13 protein-coding genes and 1 pseudogene are annotated in these 15221 nt (G+C 62.6%); 12 read left to right on the top strand and 2 right to left on the bottom strand.

The window, feature by feature from the left end:
• Nucleotides 1–17 precede the first annotated feature (17 nt).
• Genes ACSSNI_RS02235 through ACSSNI_RS02220 form a run of 4 tightly spaced genes read left to right on the top strand, consistent with a single transcriptional unit; the run spans nt 18 to nt 3920 of the window.
• Nucleotides 18–680, top strand: a complete 663-nt coding sequence (locus tag ACSSNI_RS02235) for an SGNH/GDSL hydrolase family protein (RefSeq protein WP_234484669.1) — start codon at nt 18–20, stop codon at nt 678–680.
• On the top strand, nt 677–1345 hold the full coding sequence (locus ACSSNI_RS02230) for an alginate O-acetyltransferase AlgF (RefSeq protein WP_200639833.1): 669 nt from the start codon (nt 677–679) through the stop codon (nt 1343–1345). Before ACSSNI_RS02235 ends, ACSSNI_RS02230 begins: the two co-directional genes overlap by 4 nt.
• Nucleotides 1346–1354: 9 nt before the next feature.
• The gene (locus ACSSNI_RS02225; protein WP_200639834.1) at nt 1355–2770 is read left to right on the top strand and encodes an MBOAT family O-acyltransferase; all 1416 of its coding nucleotides are present in this window, start codon (nt 1355–1357) and stop codon (nt 2768–2770) included.
• 10 nt (nt 2771–2780) lie between these two features.
• The gene (locus ACSSNI_RS02220) at nt 2781–3920 is read left to right on the top strand and encodes an alginate O-acetyltransferase AlgX-related protein (protein WP_200639835.1); all 1140 of its coding nucleotides are present in this window, start codon (nt 2781–2783) and stop codon (nt 3918–3920) included.
• Nucleotides 3921–3933: 13 nt separating this feature from the next.
• On the opposite strand, the gene ACSSNI_RS02215 is transcribed toward ACSSNI_RS02220, so the two are convergent.
• Nucleotides 3934–5583, bottom strand: coding sequence for an acyl-CoA dehydrogenase family protein (locus tag ACSSNI_RS02215; protein ID WP_200639836.1), 1650 nt, complete (start codon nt 5581–5583; stop codon nt 3934–3936).
• 251 nt (nt 5584–5834) lie between these two features.
• A pseudogene (locus ACSSNI_RS02210) lies at nt 5835–7763 on the bottom strand (sensor histidine kinase); the annotation flags it as partial.
• A 265-nt stretch (nt 7764–8028) separates the two neighbouring features.
• On the opposite strand from ACSSNI_RS02210, the gene ACSSNI_RS02205 reads away from it, so the two are divergent.
• The 8 genes from ACSSNI_RS02205 to ybeY all read left to right on the top strand — a co-directional run bounded on the left by ACSSNI_RS02205 (nt 8029) and on the right by ybeY (nt 15210).
• A complete protein-coding gene (locus ACSSNI_RS02205; protein ID WP_200639838.1) occupies nt 8029–8823 on the top strand; it encodes a bifunctional hydroxymethylpyrimidine kinase/phosphomethylpyrimidine kinase in 795 nt (264 codons plus the stop codon).
• 12 nt (nt 8824–8835) lie between these two features.
• The gene (gene thiE / locus ACSSNI_RS02200; RefSeq protein ID WP_148925302.1) at nt 8836–9477 is read left to right on the top strand and encodes a thiamine phosphate synthase; all 642 of its coding nucleotides are present in this window, start codon (nt 8836–8838) and stop codon (nt 9475–9477) included.
• Nucleotides 9478–9537: 60 nt separating this feature from the next.
• On the top strand, nt 9538–10821 hold the full coding sequence (gene hemL, locus ACSSNI_RS02195) for a glutamate-1-semialdehyde 2,1-aminomutase (RefSeq protein ID WP_102837457.1): 1284 nt from the start codon (nt 9538–9540) through the stop codon (nt 10819–10821).
• Nucleotides 10818–11456, top strand: coding sequence for a hypothetical protein (locus ACSSNI_RS02190; protein ID WP_200639839.1), 639 nt, complete (start codon nt 10818–10820; stop codon nt 11454–11456). Before hemL ends, ACSSNI_RS02190 begins: the two co-directional genes overlap by 4 nt.
• Before the next feature lie 124 nt (nt 11457–11580).
• Nucleotides 11581–12105, top strand: a complete 525-nt coding sequence (locus ACSSNI_RS02185) for a tetratricopeptide repeat protein (RefSeq protein ID WP_148925304.1) — start codon at nt 11581–11583, stop codon at nt 12103–12105.
• 156 nt (nt 12106–12261) lie between these two features.
• Nucleotides 12262–13608 (top strand): tRNA (N6-isopentenyl adenosine(37)-C2)-methylthiotransferase MiaB, encoded by a 1347-nt coding sequence (gene miaB, locus ACSSNI_RS02180; protein ID WP_148925305.1) that lies wholly within the window; start codon nt 12262–12264, stop codon nt 13606–13608.
• Nucleotides 13609–13742: 134 nt separating this feature from the next.
• The gene (locus ACSSNI_RS02175; protein ID WP_200639840.1) at nt 13743–14750 is read left to right on the top strand and encodes a PhoH family protein; all 1008 of its coding nucleotides are present in this window, start codon (nt 13743–13745) and stop codon (nt 14748–14750) included.
• Nucleotides 14743–15210 carry an rRNA maturation RNase YbeY gene (gene ybeY, locus ACSSNI_RS02170; RefSeq protein WP_102837462.1) on the top strand — a complete coding sequence of 156 codons (468 nt, stop codon included), beginning with the start codon at nt 14743–14745 and terminating at the stop codon, nt 15208–15210. Before ACSSNI_RS02175 ends, ybeY begins: the two co-directional genes overlap by 8 nt.
• Nucleotides 15211–15221 lie beyond the last annotated feature (11 nt).

Raw genomic sequence — 15221 nt, 5'->3', positions numbered from 1 at the left:
TTACTCAGGAGCCACCTATGTCCGTTCTCGCCGGCCTCACCCTGCTCGTTCTCGGCGAAAGCCACATGAGTCTGCAAAACCACCTGACCGAGCCGCTCAACGCCGCGCTCGTCGCCAAAGGCGCCCAGGTGCATTCGATCGGGGCCTGCGGGGCCAGCGCCGCCGACTGGCTGACGACCAAGAAGGTCGATTGCGGTGCCGAACAACAGGGCACCGGCAAGCTGCTGATCAAGGGCCGCGAAGCCACCACTACCCCGATCAAGGACCTCATCGCCAAGGAAAAGCCCGACGTGGTAGTGCTGGTGATTGCCGACACCATGGCCTCCTACGACAAGCCGGCCTTTCCCAAGGCCTGGGCTTGGCAGAGCGTCACCAACCTGACCAAGGCCATCGCCGCTACCGGCACCAAGTGCGTGTGGGTCGGCCCGGCCTGGGGCAAGGAAGGCGGCATGTACAAGAAGAACGATTCGCGCACCCAGCTGATGTCGAAATTTCTCGAAGCCAACGTAGCGCCCTGCACCTATGTCGACTCGCTGAAGATGGCCAAGCCGGGACAATGGCAGACCACCGACGGCCAGCACTTCACTGTGGCCGGCTACAAGAGCTGGGGCGCAGGTATCGCGGACGCCATCGCCAAGCTCCCGCCTGAAGCTCTCGGCACCAAAGGGGCTAAGCAATGAGCCGCCCACGCCTGCTGATTACCTGGCTAGTCGCAGCACCACTGCCGGCCTTAGCAGCCTCGATCCCGCTTTACCCCACCGGCCCGAGTGAAGACTCGGCATTCCTGCGCTTCGTCAGCGCAGCGCCCGGCACCCTCGAGCTGGTCGCCGCTGGCTCTGGCGCGAGCCTCGCGCTGGAAGGCGACAGCGCCGCCTCGGACTTCCTAGTGGTGCCGGCCGGCAAGCCCGTGCAGGGCACACTGACCCGCGGCGAAAAGCAGCAGGCGCTGGACGTCACTGTGGAGCCCGGCGAATTTGTCACGGTGGTCGGCCTCGCCGGCCAAGGCGAGACGATGGACGTACGCGTGGTGCGTGAGCAGGCGGACGACTTCAGCGCCCTAAAGGCCTCGCTGGCCTTCTACAACCTCGACGGCAGTTGCAAAAACGCCACCTTGAATGCCGCCGGGCGCAACGTTTCGATCTTCAAGGCAGTGGCGCTGGACGGCTTCCAGCGGCGGCTGATCAATCCACTGAACCTCTCGGTGCAATTGCTGTGCGGCGGTCAGCCGGTAGGCGAGCCACTGGCGCTCGGCCAGTTGGAAGCCGGCGAGCGCTACAGCGTCATGCTGGCACCCTCTGCAAATGGATCTCGCCTGTTTCAGGCCAGGGACACAGTGGCCAATTGAAGAACTGACATGGTATTCGCCTCCCTCGAGTTTCTGATCTTTTTCCTGCCGGCGTTCGTGCTGATCTACAGCCTGAGCCCGGCGGGCTGGCGCAACCCGGTGCTGCTGGTCGGCAGCTGGTTCTTCTACGGCTGGCTGAGCCCGATGTTCCTGTTGCTGCACATCGTGCTGACGGTCATCGCCTGGCTGGGAGGACTGTTGATCAACCGCCTCCCCGAGCAGGGCAGGACGAGGGTGCGGGTACTCACAGCGCTGATCGTGCTGAACGTACTGGTGCTGTGCTGGTACAAGTACGCCAATATGGTGGCAGGGCAAATCAGCGAGCTACTGATGGGCATGGGAGCGATGCCGCTGGAATGGCAGTATGTCGCGCTGCCGGCGGGGCTGTCATTCATTGTGCTGCAGGCGATTTCCTACATGGTTGACGTGCATCGCCATGTGGTCCCGGTCGAGCGCAGCTTCGTCGCTTACGCCACTTACCTGTCGATGTTCGGCCACTCTATCGCCGGGCCGATCATTCGCTACAACTGGGTACGCGAGGAGCTGGCACAGCGCCGCGTCACCTGGATGAACTTTTCCCTCGGCGCCCGACGCTTCATGATCGGCATGAGCATGAAAGTGCTGGTCGCCGACAGCCTGGCGCCGCTGGCCGACACCGCCTTCGCGCTGGAGCAGCCGAGCTTCGTCGACGCCTGGATCGGCTGCCTGGCCTATTCAATGCAGCTGTTCTTCGACTTCGCCGGCTACAGCGCCATGGCCATCGGCATCGGCCTGATGCTCGGTTTTCACTTCCCCGAGAACTTCAACCGGCCATATCTGGCGCGCAGCATCCAGGATTTCTGGCGGCGCTGGCATCTGTCGCTGTCCAGCTGGATTCGCGACTACCTGTACATCCCCATGGGCGGCAACCGGCGCAGCGAGTGGATCACCTACCGCAACCTGTTTCTGACCATGGCGATTGCCGGCCTATGGCACGGCGGCGACAGCTGGAACTTCCTGCTCTGGGGCGGGCTGCACGGGCTGGCACTTTGCGCGGCGCGCGCCTGGGACCAGGCCGGTCTGCGCGCCATGCCGGCCTTCCCCGCGCATGCACTGACGCTGCTGTTCGTGGCCCTCGCCTGGACACTGTTCCGCGCACCGGACCTGGGCAGCGCCCTGTCCATGTACGCCGGCCAGTTCGGCCTGCACAGCTTCGGCCTCGGCGATGCCCTGGCGGTAACCTTGCGCCCGGCCCACGGCATCGCCGCCATGCTCGGCGTCGTCTGCGTTATCCTGCCGGTCTGGCAGGCCCGTGCCGAATCGCGCTGGAGCGATGATCGCTGGTTCCTTATGCTGGGCGCGGCTTGGCCGATCTGCGGTTTCATGCTGTCGTTCGCGCTGATCGCCAGCCGCGAAACCGTGCCCTTCCTGTATTTCCAGTTCTGAGGGCCGCCTGATGACCACTCCTTCGCTCCCCTCCTCCCCGGCACCGGTTCCACCTTCCGAGCTCAGCGTCCGCCTGAGCCCACTGGCCGGCGTGGTGCTTGTGCTGTTTTTCGCCTGCGGCCTGCTCTCCTGCCTGTGGGCGGTGTGTACCGGCCGCGTCGACCTGATCGAAGGTCGCCCTAGCTGGGATGCGCTGATCCATGGCGAGGTGACTCACCGCATCGCCGACGAACTGGCGAACGTGCCCTTTCCCGAGCAGGCCGCGCGCCTCGAACGTGCCGCCAGCTGGCTGCTGATCGACGACCTCGGCCCGCGCGTGCGCGAAGGGTGCGATGGCTGGCTGTACATCGCCGACGAGCTGAAAGTCCATCCCGAGGCTGACGCGAACGCCGCCGCCAAGGCGGAACAGGTTCATGCCGTACGCGAGTATCTGGCCAGCCGCGGCATCGAGCTGATCGTCGCCATCGTGCCGGACAAATCGCGGATCGCCAGCGAGGCGTTGTGCGGTATTCCTCGACCGGAGCGTTTCGAGACACGCATTAAGGACTGGACGGTGCAGTTGTCGGGCGTCCGCACCCTGGACCTTACCCCTGCGCTCGCGGCGCAGGGGCCCGAGGCTTTTCTGCGTACGGATACTCACTGGAGCGAAGCCGGCGCGCAGGCGGCCGCAGCCGCATTGGCCGCAGCGGTGCAACAAACCGACGTGAGCCCCAGCCCGGCGAAAACGCTGGTCGGTCAACCTGGAGAACTCCAGCCACGCCCAGGCGACCTGCCACGCCTGGCTGGCCTCGACTGGCTACCGCACGCGCTGCAGCCCGAACAGGAAGAGGTCCGCCCCACCCGCTTCGAGACACAAGCCGAGGCCAGCGACAACCTCAGCGAAGATGACCTGTTCGGTGATGCGCAGCTGCCAAACATTGCGCTGATCGGCACGTCGTTCTCGCAGAACTCGAACTTTCCTGCCTTCCTTGAACAAGCCTTGGGCGCCGCAGTAGGCAACTTCGCCAAGGAAGGCGGCGAGTTCGCCGGCGCCGCGACCCGCTACTTCGCCAGCCGCGACTTCAGCGAAACGCCACCGAAGCTGGTGATTTGGGAGATTCCCGAGCGGGATATTCAAACGCCGCAGGCTGGCGCGATCTTGCCCGAGTAAACGCCGGCCGCGCCTAACGCTCGACCGGCATACTCCGCTTCAGCAGCCGCTGGATATCCAGCCCACGCGGTAGTGTGCCGAAGACCCGTCCGCAGCCTTCCAGGCGGCTGGTGATAAAGGCATCCGACACGGCATCGTTACCGGCCTCAAGCAGCAGCTTGGCCTGCAGCGCGACAGCGACGTCTTCGGTCAGTTGGCGCGCGCGGTACTGGATGTCGTCTTTATCGGCAAAAGCGCTTTGCAGCCTGTTGATCTGATGCTTCAAACGCGCATCGCCGTGACCGTCTCCCAGCTCGGCGAACAACACATCGAGCACACCGGCTTCCTTCGACAGCGCACGCAGCACGTCAAGGCATTGCACGTTGCCCGAGCCTTCCCAGATGGAGTTCACCGGCGCCTCGCGGTACAGCCGCGGCATGATGGTGTCCTCGACGTAACCGGCACCACCCAGGCATTCGCTGGCCTCGGCGATCATTTCCGGGGCGCGTTTGCAGATCCAGTATTTGCCGATCGCCGTCACCAACCGAGCGAACTTTTCTTCCTGCTCATCGAACGGATGGTCGAGCGCGCGCCCCATACGCATGGTCAGCGCCAACGCCGCCTCACTCTCCAGCGCGAGGTCGGCCAGCACGTTCTGCATCAGTGGCTGCTCAATCAGTGCACGGCCACCAACCTGACGATGTGCGCAGTGATGCATGGCCTGCGTCAGCGCCTGGCGCATCAGGGAACTGGAACCGATCATGCAATCGAAGCGGGTCGAAGACACCATTTCGATGATGGTCGGCACGCCGCGGCCTTCCTCTCCGATCATCCAGGCCAGGGCCCCGCGGTACTCCACTTCGCTGGAAGCGTTGGACCAATTGCCCAGCTTGTTCTTCAGCCGCTGGATATAGAACCCGTTGCGGCTGCCATCCGGTTGGTGTCGTGGCAGGAGAAAGCAGCTCAGTCCCTTGTCGGTTTGCGCCAGGGTCAGAAACGCATCGCACATCGGCGCAGAGCAGAACCATTTATGCCCGACCAACTCGTAGGGCTGACCGGGGCCGCCAGCGCCGACCGCATGCGCTCGGGTGGTATTGGCGCGCACGTCGGTACCGCCCTGTTTTTCAGTCATGGCCATGCCGATGGTGACGCCGCTTTTCTGCTCCATCGGCAGGTTGCGCGGGTCATAGTCTTGGCTGAGAATCTTCGGCAGCCAGACGTCGGCGATGCCCGGCTGCTGTCGTAGCGCCGGGACGCTGGCGTAGGTCATGGTCAGCGGGCAGCTGCTGCCGGACTCGGCCTGATTGTGCAGATACATCAACCCGGCACGCGCCACCTGGGCGCCGGCCTGCGGATCGGTCCAGGGCAACGACGGGATGCCATGAGCAATCGCGGCGCCCATCAACTCATGGTAAGCCGGATGAAACTCCACCAGGTCGATGCGGTGGCCGTAGCGGTCGTGGCTCTTGAAAACAGGCTTGTTTTCGTTGGCCAGAAATCCGGCGGCCATCAACGGGCCGCCAGCCAATGCACCGTAGTCATCCAGGCGCGACTCGGCCCAGCCGCCGCGGTATCGCCGCACCCAATCCTGCAGCGGCAGGTCGAGGCGGTACAGGTTGGCCCCGTCCAGCGGCGGCACCTGATTCAGCACCTCATGGGTTTCGGCGTATTGCTGCAGGCTCATCTCGGGTCTCCTCGGCAGAAGCGGCAAGGGGCCCGACGGCATGCAACCATGGGTTAGCGATACTCACCGCTGTCATGCGAATAGATCACCGGGCCGATGCGGGCATCGTCTGGGGGCACCCGCCAGAGAAGTGAAGCACGCAGCTATGCAGGGCAAAAGTGAGGTTTCGGCCAAAGTCTGCGCGATGCAACGCCCAGAACTGACCGAACGCCTGAGGCTAGACGCTTGGTCTTGCGCACTCAGCTCACTTCGACGGGCACGAGCACCTGAAAACGACTGCCGCGGCCCGGCTCGGATTGGCAGGAAACCGTTCCGCCCTGCAATGCCACCAGCTGCTTGCACAGGGACAGGCCGATACCCAGCCCACCGTACTGGCGAGTCATGCTGCCATCGAGTTGGCGGAAGTACTGGAACAGTGAGTCATCCACAGGCGCGTCGAACCCGACGCCTGTATCGATCACCGTCACATCGAGCATGTAACCGGGGGTGCTCTCATAACCCTTGACCGCCAGCGTGACACCCCCGCGCAAGGTGAACTTGATGGCGTTGTCGAGCAGGTAGCCTAGGCTCTGTTTCAGCTTTCCGACGTCACCGACCAGTATCTCCGGTAGCTCGCCATTGAGCTCGAGATCAAAGCTCAAACCCCGCATTGCGGCACGCGCGCCATACTCGGCATAAAGCTCATCGGCCAACATCCGCACGCTGAACGGCTCGTTGCGCACCCGCAACTTGCCCGCCTGCAGTTCAGTCAAGGCGAGGATGTCATTGACCAGCTGCATCATGTCGCGCGCCGATCCGGTGGCGATACGCTGGTATTGCTCCAGCTCGCCGCTCAGCTCCAGGGTGCGCATCAGGTCCAGGCTGCCGATCACACCGTGCATGGGGGTGCGCAGCTCGTGGGTGACGTTGGCGAGGAACTGATCCTTGAGGCGATTGCTCTCGGCCAGTTCGCGGTTCATGGCTTCGAGTTTGCGCCCAGTCTCTTCTAGCACCTGAGCCCGCTCTTCCTTCATCATGTTGATCCGGTCGGCCAGGGCCAGCGACAGCAGCGCTACCTCGAGCGCCGAACCGATCTGTCCGGCGTACATGGTAATGAACATGTGCGGCAGGTAGCCCAGCACCATCAGCGTGTTGATCTGTCCGCCGATGAGAAAGGCCGACCAGGCGATGAGGAAATAGCGCGCCACCCGCATCCCCCGACGCCAGGCCACGATGGCGGCGACGAAAATCACCAGAATGAACCAGAGCGCAAGGAAGGTCGCCATGCGCAGCGCCAATGCGTAGCTGGAGGTCAGCGATACAACCATCGTCACCGCTCCCAACGCCATCAGCAGCATCAAGGTGCGGTCGATCCAGGGACTGTGCTCAGCGGTATGCAGAAAGCTGCGCGCGAATTGGCAGCCAAACAGTCCGGCCGCGCCTATCAGAAATGGCGTCGAGGCATTGGCCCACCACGGCCAATTAGGCCACAGGTACTGCACGCCCAGGCCGTTGACCGAGACCTGATACAGGCCGAACGAGGCGATGTAGAGGATGTAATAGAGATAGCTGCGATCACGCACGCTGAGGTAGATAAACAGGTTGTAAAACAGCATCACCAGCAGCACGCCATAGATGATCGCCAGCACGTAGACATGCCCGGACTGCTCTTCCAGGTAAGCCACCGGTGCCCACAGCGCCAGCGGAACCTGAATCGAGCCCTGACTCTCCAGACGCAGGTAGATCCGCTGTGGCTGGTCAGGCGTCAACTGCAGTTCGAAAAGATGGTTGCGCTGTTTGATCTGGCGATCGTGGAAAGGCAGCGCGTCGCCGCTCTGCTGGGCAAGGTGATAGCCGCCGCGGCCATCTGGCAGATAGAGATCGAGATGGTCGAGCGGCGGATACGCCAGCTCCAACCACCAGCGGCTGCGCGCGGCCGGCGGCTCGGCACGGTAGTCCAGATCGACGCGCAACCAGAACGCCGAGCGTGAATAGCCGGCATTGAGGACATCCTCATGGTTCTCGACGAAGCGACCAGCCGCATCGAGTGCGACCACCTCCTCAATCGTGGCGTCACGGCTTGGGTCCTCCAGCACTGCCATGACGTGGCCCAACGGAAGACGCTGAGTGTCGCTGCTGAACTCGACGGCACCCGCCATGGCTGGAAGCAAGGCGAGCAGAAAAATGAGGATATGGTGCATGAAGAAGACAATCCGTCGAGCTGCGCCAGAAGAACCCCCGTTCTTCCGAATGCACACAGCCGAAGCTAAGTGCTGGCACTTTAACATGGTTCTGGCGCCATAGAATCGACGACATCCGGGCAGCAGACGAACGTATACGTCGGCAGTAGCGAGCCGTGCCGGCATGAGCTGCCTGGCAGGATTGGTGATAAGCTCGCACGCCATGAAATCCGGCTGCGCCTAGCCCCGGCCGAATCCACCACACCATGACTCGGGGAACCCATCGATGTCCGGCCACTGCTCCCGCCCTGTCGTTCTTTGCCTTTCCGGCCACGACCCGAGCGGCGGTGCCGGGCTACAGGCGGACATCGAAGCGCTGATTGCCCAAGGTTGTCACGCCGCGCCGTCGGTGACCGCACTCACTGTTCAGGACACCGTCAATGTCACTGACTTTCGCGTGCTCGATCGGGAGTGGGTGCTGGCTCAGGCCCACACGGTGATAGCCGACCTGCCAGTGGCCGCCGTCAAGCTGGGCATGCTCGGCTCGGTGGAGATGGTCGAGACGGTACTGCAAATCATGCAGAAGCTGCCGGGCGTCCCGCTGGTCTGTGATCCGGTGCTGCGCGCCGGTGGCGGCGGTGCGCTGGGCAAGGACGAAGTCGGCTACGCCATGCGCGAACGGCTGTTCCCGGTGTCTACTATTGCCACACCGAACCTGCCCGAAGCCCGGATTCTTGCCGAACTCCCGAATGGCAGCGCCGATGAGTGCGCGGAGAAGTTGCTGCCCTTCATCCGTCACCTGCTGATCACTGGCGGCCATGGCGACGAGACCGAAGTTCACAACCGTCTCTATTGCCGCGACGGTAGCCGCTACGATTTCAGCTGCCAGCGCCTGCCGGGAAGCTATCACGGGTCTGGCTGCACTCTGGCCAGCGCGCTATCTGGAAGGCTGGCCCTCGGCGAGGACCTGGCCAGCGCAGTGAAGTCCGCCCTCGATTACACCTGGCGCACCCTGCGTGACGCCGAAGCGCCAGGCCGTGGTCAATACATTCCACGGCGTCTGCCGCTGGACCTGGCCTGAGGAGGCCATCCGATGAAGGACAACACGAAGCTGCGCGGCCTGTACGCTATCACCGACAGTAAGCTGCTCGGTGAAGGGCGCCTGCTGCCCTACGCCGAAGCCGCCGTAAAAGGCGGCGCTCGCCTGCTGCAATACCGTGACAAATCCCATGACGATGCGCGCCGCCTGCGCGAAGCCGAAGCGCTACGAGAAATTTGCGATCGTCACGGGACCCAGCTGATCATCAATGATGACGCCGAGCTTGCTGCACGATTGGGCGTAGGCCTGCACCTCGGCCAGGAAGACGGCTCGCTGTCGGTAGCCCGCGCCCTGCTCGGACGTAAAGCCATCATTGGCGGAACCTGCCATGCGCGTCTGGATCTGGCTGAACAGGCGATCCGTGAGGGGGCCAGCTACATCGCTTTCGGCCGGTTCTTCGACTCGAACACCAAACCAGGCGCGCCCGCCGCGACGCCTGATCTGCTGACAGAGGCGCATCAGCGCTTCAACGTGCCGATCGCTGCGATCGGCGGCGTGACGCTGGACAATGCGCCGGGGCTGATCGCTCAGGGCGCCAGTCTGATCGCCGTTATCCACGCCCTGTTCGCTGCCGATACGGCCAGCGAAGTCGAGCGCCGCGCGCGGGCTTTCAGCGAGCTATTCGCCACTAATTGAACACTGCACGGCGCCCATCGCCGTGCTTATCAACCCTTTTCCTGTATCGAGAGAGGCCCCATGTCCCGTTCCGAAACCCTCTTCGCAAGTGCTCAGAACCGAATTCCAGGCGGCGTGAACTCGCCGGTACGCGCCTTCCGCAGCGTTGGCGGTACACCGTTGTTCTTCAAGCATGCCGAAGGCGCCTATGTGACAGACGAAGATGACAAGCGCTACGTCGATTACGTCGGTTCCTGGGGCCCAATGATCCTCGGCCATGGCCATCCTGAGGTACTCGACGCGGTCCGCAATCAGCTGCAACACGGCCTGTCCTACGGCGCACCGACGGCGATGGAAACCGAAATGGCTGAGCTGGTCTGCAGCCTGGTCCCGTCCATGGAAATGATGCGCATGGTCAGCTCGGGCACAGAGGCAACCATGAGCGCGATCCGCCTGGCCCGCGGCTATACCGGACGTGACAGCATTATCAAGTTCGAAGGCTGCTATCACGGCCACTCCGATAGCCTGCTGGTCAAGGCCGGTTCCGGCGCCCTGACCCAGGGCGTTCCCAGCTCTGCAGGCGTACCGGCAGCATTCGCAAAGCACACCCTGACACTGCCCTTCAACGACCTGGCAGCCGTCGAGCAAATGCTCGCCGAGGTGGGCAACGAAGTGGCGTGCATCATCGTCGAGCCGGTTGCCGGCAACATGAATTGCGTACCGCCAGCGCCCGGCTACCTACAGGGGCTGCGCGAGCAGTGCGACAAGCACGGCGTAGTGCTTATCTTCGATGAAGTGATGACCGGCTTTCGCGTCGCCCTCGGCGGGGCTCAGGCTCACTACGGCGTCACCCCCGACCTGACCACCTTCGGCAAGATCATCGGCGGCGGCATGCCGGTCGGCTGCTTCGGCGGCAAGCGCGCCATCATGGAACGCATTGCTCCGCTCGGCCCCGTCTACCAGGCCGGCACCCTGTCGGGTAATCCACTGGCGATGGCGGCAGGACTGACGACACTGAAGCTGATCAACCGCCCTGGGTTTCATGAAGAACTCACCGCCTACACCACACGCATGCTGCAGGGGCTGAAAGAGCGGGCCGAAGCTGCCGGCATTCCTTTCGTCACCACCCAGGTTGGCGGCATGTTCGGCCTGTATTTCAGCCAAGCGGACGCCATCGTTACCTTCGACGACGTGATGGCCAGCGATGCCGAACGTTTCAAGCGCTTCTTCCACCTGATGCTCGAGGGTGGCGTGTACCTGGCGCCCAGCGCCTTCGAAGCCGGCTTCACCTCCATCGCCCATGGCGACAAGGAATTGCAGATCACCTTCGATGCCGCCGAACGCGCCTTCGCTCAGCTGAAATGAGCCTGGTGCCTGACCTGCTACAAGCCGTGCTTTTGATGCTGACGGGGCTGGCGAGCGCCATCTGGATCGGCAGCGCCCGGCGAGGCTACGGCGAGCCGGATCAACCGGCGCTGTTCTCCGCGTTGCTAGCGTTCAGCCTGGCTGCCGGAACGGGCGCATGCGCGACGGCACGTTTGTCGCTCGGTGCCGATACGCTCGAGGCAGAACGCTGGCTGCTGCAGGCAACGCTGCTGCTCGGCCTGCCGCTCGTCGGCGTAGTCGCGCTCACGCTGTCGCGCAGATGGATCTGGAGCCGCCCCACCTGGGGTCGGGTGATCATCGGATTGTGTGCGTTTTTCGAGCTGGCCAGGCAGTTGGGCTGGAGCGCGCCATACGCCTTGTCGCTGGGCCTGCTGAGTGCTCTGCTGGTCGTTTATGCGGGGTTGCTGCAGTGGCCAGCGCGCCTGCAGACCGCAGCAGGGTTGACTGGAGGTGCTTTGCTCATGGCACTGCTGCCGTGGGGTGGGCTGCTGCTCAGCTCCAATCCGCTGCAGGCCTATCAGCAGCTGTGGCTGGCACTGGCCATTCCGATCATCGCCTGGCTATTGCTTCATTTGCCCGGCAACTTGCGCGAAGAAAGCCCTGCCACAACATAAAAAAGCCGAATGCCTGCCGTTAAAGCCTTTGTAAGCAGGGCACTGGTTATCCATAATGTGACAGTCGGCTCGTTTCACGCCGGACTTTTCAGTCACCGCCCTGATCTTCGAGGCGCCTTGATTCATGACTTGCACCGGCCGCAGCCTCGCTCTTGGCTGCCTGCTGCTACTCACACCCCTGCTGGGCATGGCGGGCGGCAACTCGCTGCTGATCCCCGCCACTTCCCGCTGCGCGCTGAACACCGTTCCGGAAGCGATGAACGAAGCGCTGCGTGCGTGCGAGCACGCCGCCAACCAGGGTGACCTGCAGGCAGCCTATGAGCTCGGTGACTATTACTACAACGGTCGGCGCGCGCCACGTGATCTGGCCAAAGCGCTTCACTGGTTCGAGCAGGCGTCGCTGAAGGGCCACGCGCTGGCCCAGCACCGACTCGGCGTAATGTTCTTTCGCGGTGAAGGGGTGCCGGCCAACAACGTCCAGGCTTACGTGGTATTGAAGATGTCGGCGGTCAACGGCGAAGAAGAGGCGCTGGATACCGCTGACCGCGTCTCGGCGCAGATGGGCCGCGAAGAGCACGAAATCGCGACCCAGGTCCTTGGACAGATATTCCGTGACTATCTGATGGAATTGCAGACGGCAGGCGAGTAACACTCGGCAAGCCATACCCTTGCGTCCTACCGCCTCGCGCCGTCGTATCTGCTGCTTTCGCTTGAGCTCGTCGCCTGCCGCAGTGCTTTCACTTTTATCGCCCACGCCCTCGCCGTATAATCGCCGGTCATTTTTTGCACAACGCCGGCCCGAGACATGACCCGCAAGCTCTATATCGAAACCCACGGCTGCCAGATGAACGAGTACGACAGCTCGCGCATGGTGGACCTGCTGGGTGAGCAGCAGCCCTTGGAGATCACCGCGAACCCGGCGGAAGCCGACGTGATCCTGCTCAACACCTGCTCGATTCGCGAAAAGGCACAGGAGAAAGTGTTCTCCCAGCTGGGTCGCTGGCGGGAGCTCAAGCTTGAAAATCCGCAGCTGGTAATCGGTGTTGGGGGTTGCGTCGCCAGCCAGGAAGGCGCGGCAATCCGTGACCGCGCGCCCTATGTCGACGTGGTGTTTGGCCCGCAGACCCTGCACCGATTGCCAGAAATGATCGATGCAGCGCGCACCACAAAAAAGCCTCAGGTAGACATTTCGTTTCCCGAAATCGAGAAATTCGATCGTTTGCCGGAGCCACGCGTCGATGGCCCAACCGCGTTTGTTTCGGTCATGGAAGGCTGCAGCAAGTACTGCACTTTCTGCGTCGTGCCGTACACCCGCGGCGAAGAAGTCAGCCGGCCGTTCGACGATGTGCTCGCCGAAGTCATCCATCTGGCTGAAAACGGCGTTCGGGAAGTCACCTTGCTCGGGCAGAACGTCAACGGTTACCGCGGCGCCACTCATGATGGCCGCACCGCCGACCTGGCCGAACTGATTCGCGTGGTCGCGGCAGTCGATGGCATCGACCGGATCCGCTACACCACCAGTCATCCGCTGGAGTTTTCCGACGCACTGATTCAGGCGCACGCCGAAGTGCCTGAACTGGTGAAGTATCTGCACCTGCCGGTTCAATCGGGTTCGGATCGCGTGCTGGCGGGAATGAAGCGCAACCACACAGCGCTCGAATACAAGTCGCGGATCCGCAAGCTCAAGGCCGCCGTGCCGGATATCCTGATCAGCTCTGACTTCATCGTCGGCTTCCCCGGCGAAACGGAGAAGGACTTCGAACAAACCATGAAGCTGATCGAAGACGTTGGCTTCGACTTTTCCTACTCCTTCGTCTACAGCTCGCGGCCCGGCACGCCGGCGGCGGATCTGGTGGACGAAACACCGGAAGAGGTGAAGAAACAGCGCCTGGCGATCCTGCAGCAACGGATCAACCAGCAGGGCTTCGAGAACAGCCGAAAGATGGCCGGTACGCAGCAGCGCATTCTCGTCACCGACTACTCCAAGAAAGACCCGGGCATGCTACAGGGCCGTACCGAGCACAATCGGATCGTCAATTTCCGTTGCGACAACCCCCGACTGATCGGCCAGTTTGTTGATGTGTTCATTGACGATGCGCTGCCGCACTCGTTGCGTGGCACGCTGCTAGAGTCAGTGAGTCGCACGGCATAACTGAACCGCAGCTGATAGCGAAGGCATCGGCTGCGTTTTCGCCACGGGTCGCGACGACCGGTGCGCGCTGCTTTTTTTCTCGCGCGGCGCTATTCTCACCCAACCTATTTGCAAAGCAGGTCACTTAAAAGCCCTTGAACGCCCCCATAGAACCTTATCGTTTCACCCTCGAACCCTTTGAAGCCAACCGCTTCGCCAATCTCTGCGGCCAGTTCGACGAGCATCTGCGCCTCATCGAGCAGCGCCTCGATCTGGAAATCCGCAACCGCGGCAATCAGTTCGAGTTGGTCGGCCCCGCCGATGTGGCCCAAGCGGCAGAGCACCTCCTGCGACGCCTGTACCGCGAGACCAAGAGCATTGAACTCTCGCCGGACACGGTTCACCTGTTCCTGCAGGAATCGGCAATGGAAGAGCTGAACAACTCATCCACGACCCCGAACATTTCGTTGCGCACCCGCAAGGGCAATATCCGTCCACGCGGCGTCAATCAGCAACGTTACGTGCAGTCGATCCTCGACAACGACATCAACTTCGGCATCGGCCCAGCCGGTACGGGAAAGACGTATCTGGCGGTGGCCTGCGCTGTCGACGCGCTGGAGCGCGAGCAGATTCGTCGCATCCTGCTGGTACGCCCGGCAGTCGAAGCAGGTGAAAAGCTGGGCTTCCTCCCCGGCGATCTGGCTCAGAAGATCGACCCTTACTTGCGCCCCTTGTACGACGCACTTTACGAGATGCTTGGGTTCGAGCAGGTCGCCAGGCTGATCGAGAAACAGGTTATCGAAATTGCGCCGCTGGCCTACATGCGCGGACGCACGCTGAACAACAGCTTCATCATCCTCGACGAAAGCCAGAACACCACGCTCGAACAAATGAAAATGTTTCTGACCCGAATCGGCTTCGGTTCCACAGCGGTGATCACCGGCGATATCACCCAGGTCGACCTGCCTCGCGGCACCAAGAGCGGCCTGGCCCACGTGATCGAAGTGCTGAAGGACGTCAACGGCATCAGCTTCACGCACTTCAAACCGAAGGACGTCGTGCGTCACCCATTGGTGCAGCGCATCGTCGAGGCGTACGAGGCCTTCGAGGGCAATCAGGCTCAGGCCGGCAAGCGCATGTCGCAGGATAGCCAAGGTGATTGAGCTCGACCTGCAGATTGCAACTGACGGCGCCGTTCCGGAGGAAGCCGACCTTCACCGCTGGTGCGAGCTGGCGCTACGCCAACGCAAGGGCGACTCCGAGCTGACCATCCGCCTGGTTGATGAAGCCGAAGGGCGCGAACTCAATCGCACCTGGCGGCAGAAGGATTACGCCACCAACGTGCTGTCCTTCCCGGCTGATGTGCCTGACGGACCGGACGGCATTCCGCTTCTGGATATCCCGCTGCTTGGCGATCTGGTGATTTGCGTGCCAGTGGTCGAGCGCGAGGCCTCCGAGCAGGGCAAACCGCCGCAGGCGCACTGGGCGCATCTGGTGATACATGGATGTCTGCATCTGCTGGGCTACGATCACATCGACGACGAAGAGGCAGAGGAGATGGAAAGCCTCGAGCGTCAATTGCTGGCCGAATTGGGTCATGCTGACCCCTATGCTGACGAATAGCCCGCGACGGG

It is taken from the genome of Stutzerimonas tianxiuensis, from assembly GCF_053470365.1.
Note: the sequence above shows the minus strand (reverse complement) of the source record. Positions and strands in the feature narration are given on the sequence as shown.

Coding starts and splice junctions, on each gene's coding strand:
- ACSSNI_RS02235 (WP_234484669.1), top strand. CDS start 18: ATGTCCGTTCTCGCCGGCCTCACCCTGCTCGTTCTCGGCGAAAGCCAC.
- ACSSNI_RS02230 (WP_200639833.1), top strand. CDS start 677: ATGAGCCGCCCACGCCTGCTGATTACCTGGCTAGTCGCAGCACCACTG.
- ACSSNI_RS02225 (WP_200639834.1), top strand. CDS start 1,355: ATGGTATTCGCCTCCCTCGAGTTTCTGATCTTTTTCCTGCCGGCGTTC.
- ACSSNI_RS02220 (WP_200639835.1), top strand. CDS start 2,781: ATGACCACTCCTTCGCTCCCCTCCTCCCCGGCACCGGTTCCACCTTCC.
- ACSSNI_RS02215 (WP_200639836.1), bottom strand. CDS start 5,583: ATGAGCCTGCAGCAATACGCCGAAACCCATGAGGTGCTGAATCAGGTG.
- ACSSNI_RS02205 (WP_200639838.1), top strand. CDS start 8,029: ATGTCCGGCCACTGCTCCCGCCCTGTCGTTCTTTGCCTTTCCGGCCAC.
- thiE (WP_148925302.1), top strand. CDS start 8,836: ATGAAGGACAACACGAAGCTGCGCGGCCTGTACGCTATCACCGACAGT.
- hemL (WP_102837457.1), top strand. CDS start 9,538: ATGTCCCGTTCCGAAACCCTCTTCGCAAGTGCTCAGAACCGAATTCCA.
- ACSSNI_RS02190 (WP_200639839.1), top strand. CDS start 10,818: ATGAGCCTGGTGCCTGACCTGCTACAAGCCGTGCTTTTGATGCTGACG.
- ACSSNI_RS02185 (WP_148925304.1), top strand. CDS start 11,581: ATGACTTGCACCGGCCGCAGCCTCGCTCTTGGCTGCCTGCTGCTACTC.
- miaB (WP_148925305.1), top strand. CDS start 12,262: ATGACCCGCAAGCTCTATATCGAAACCCACGGCTGCCAGATGAACGAG.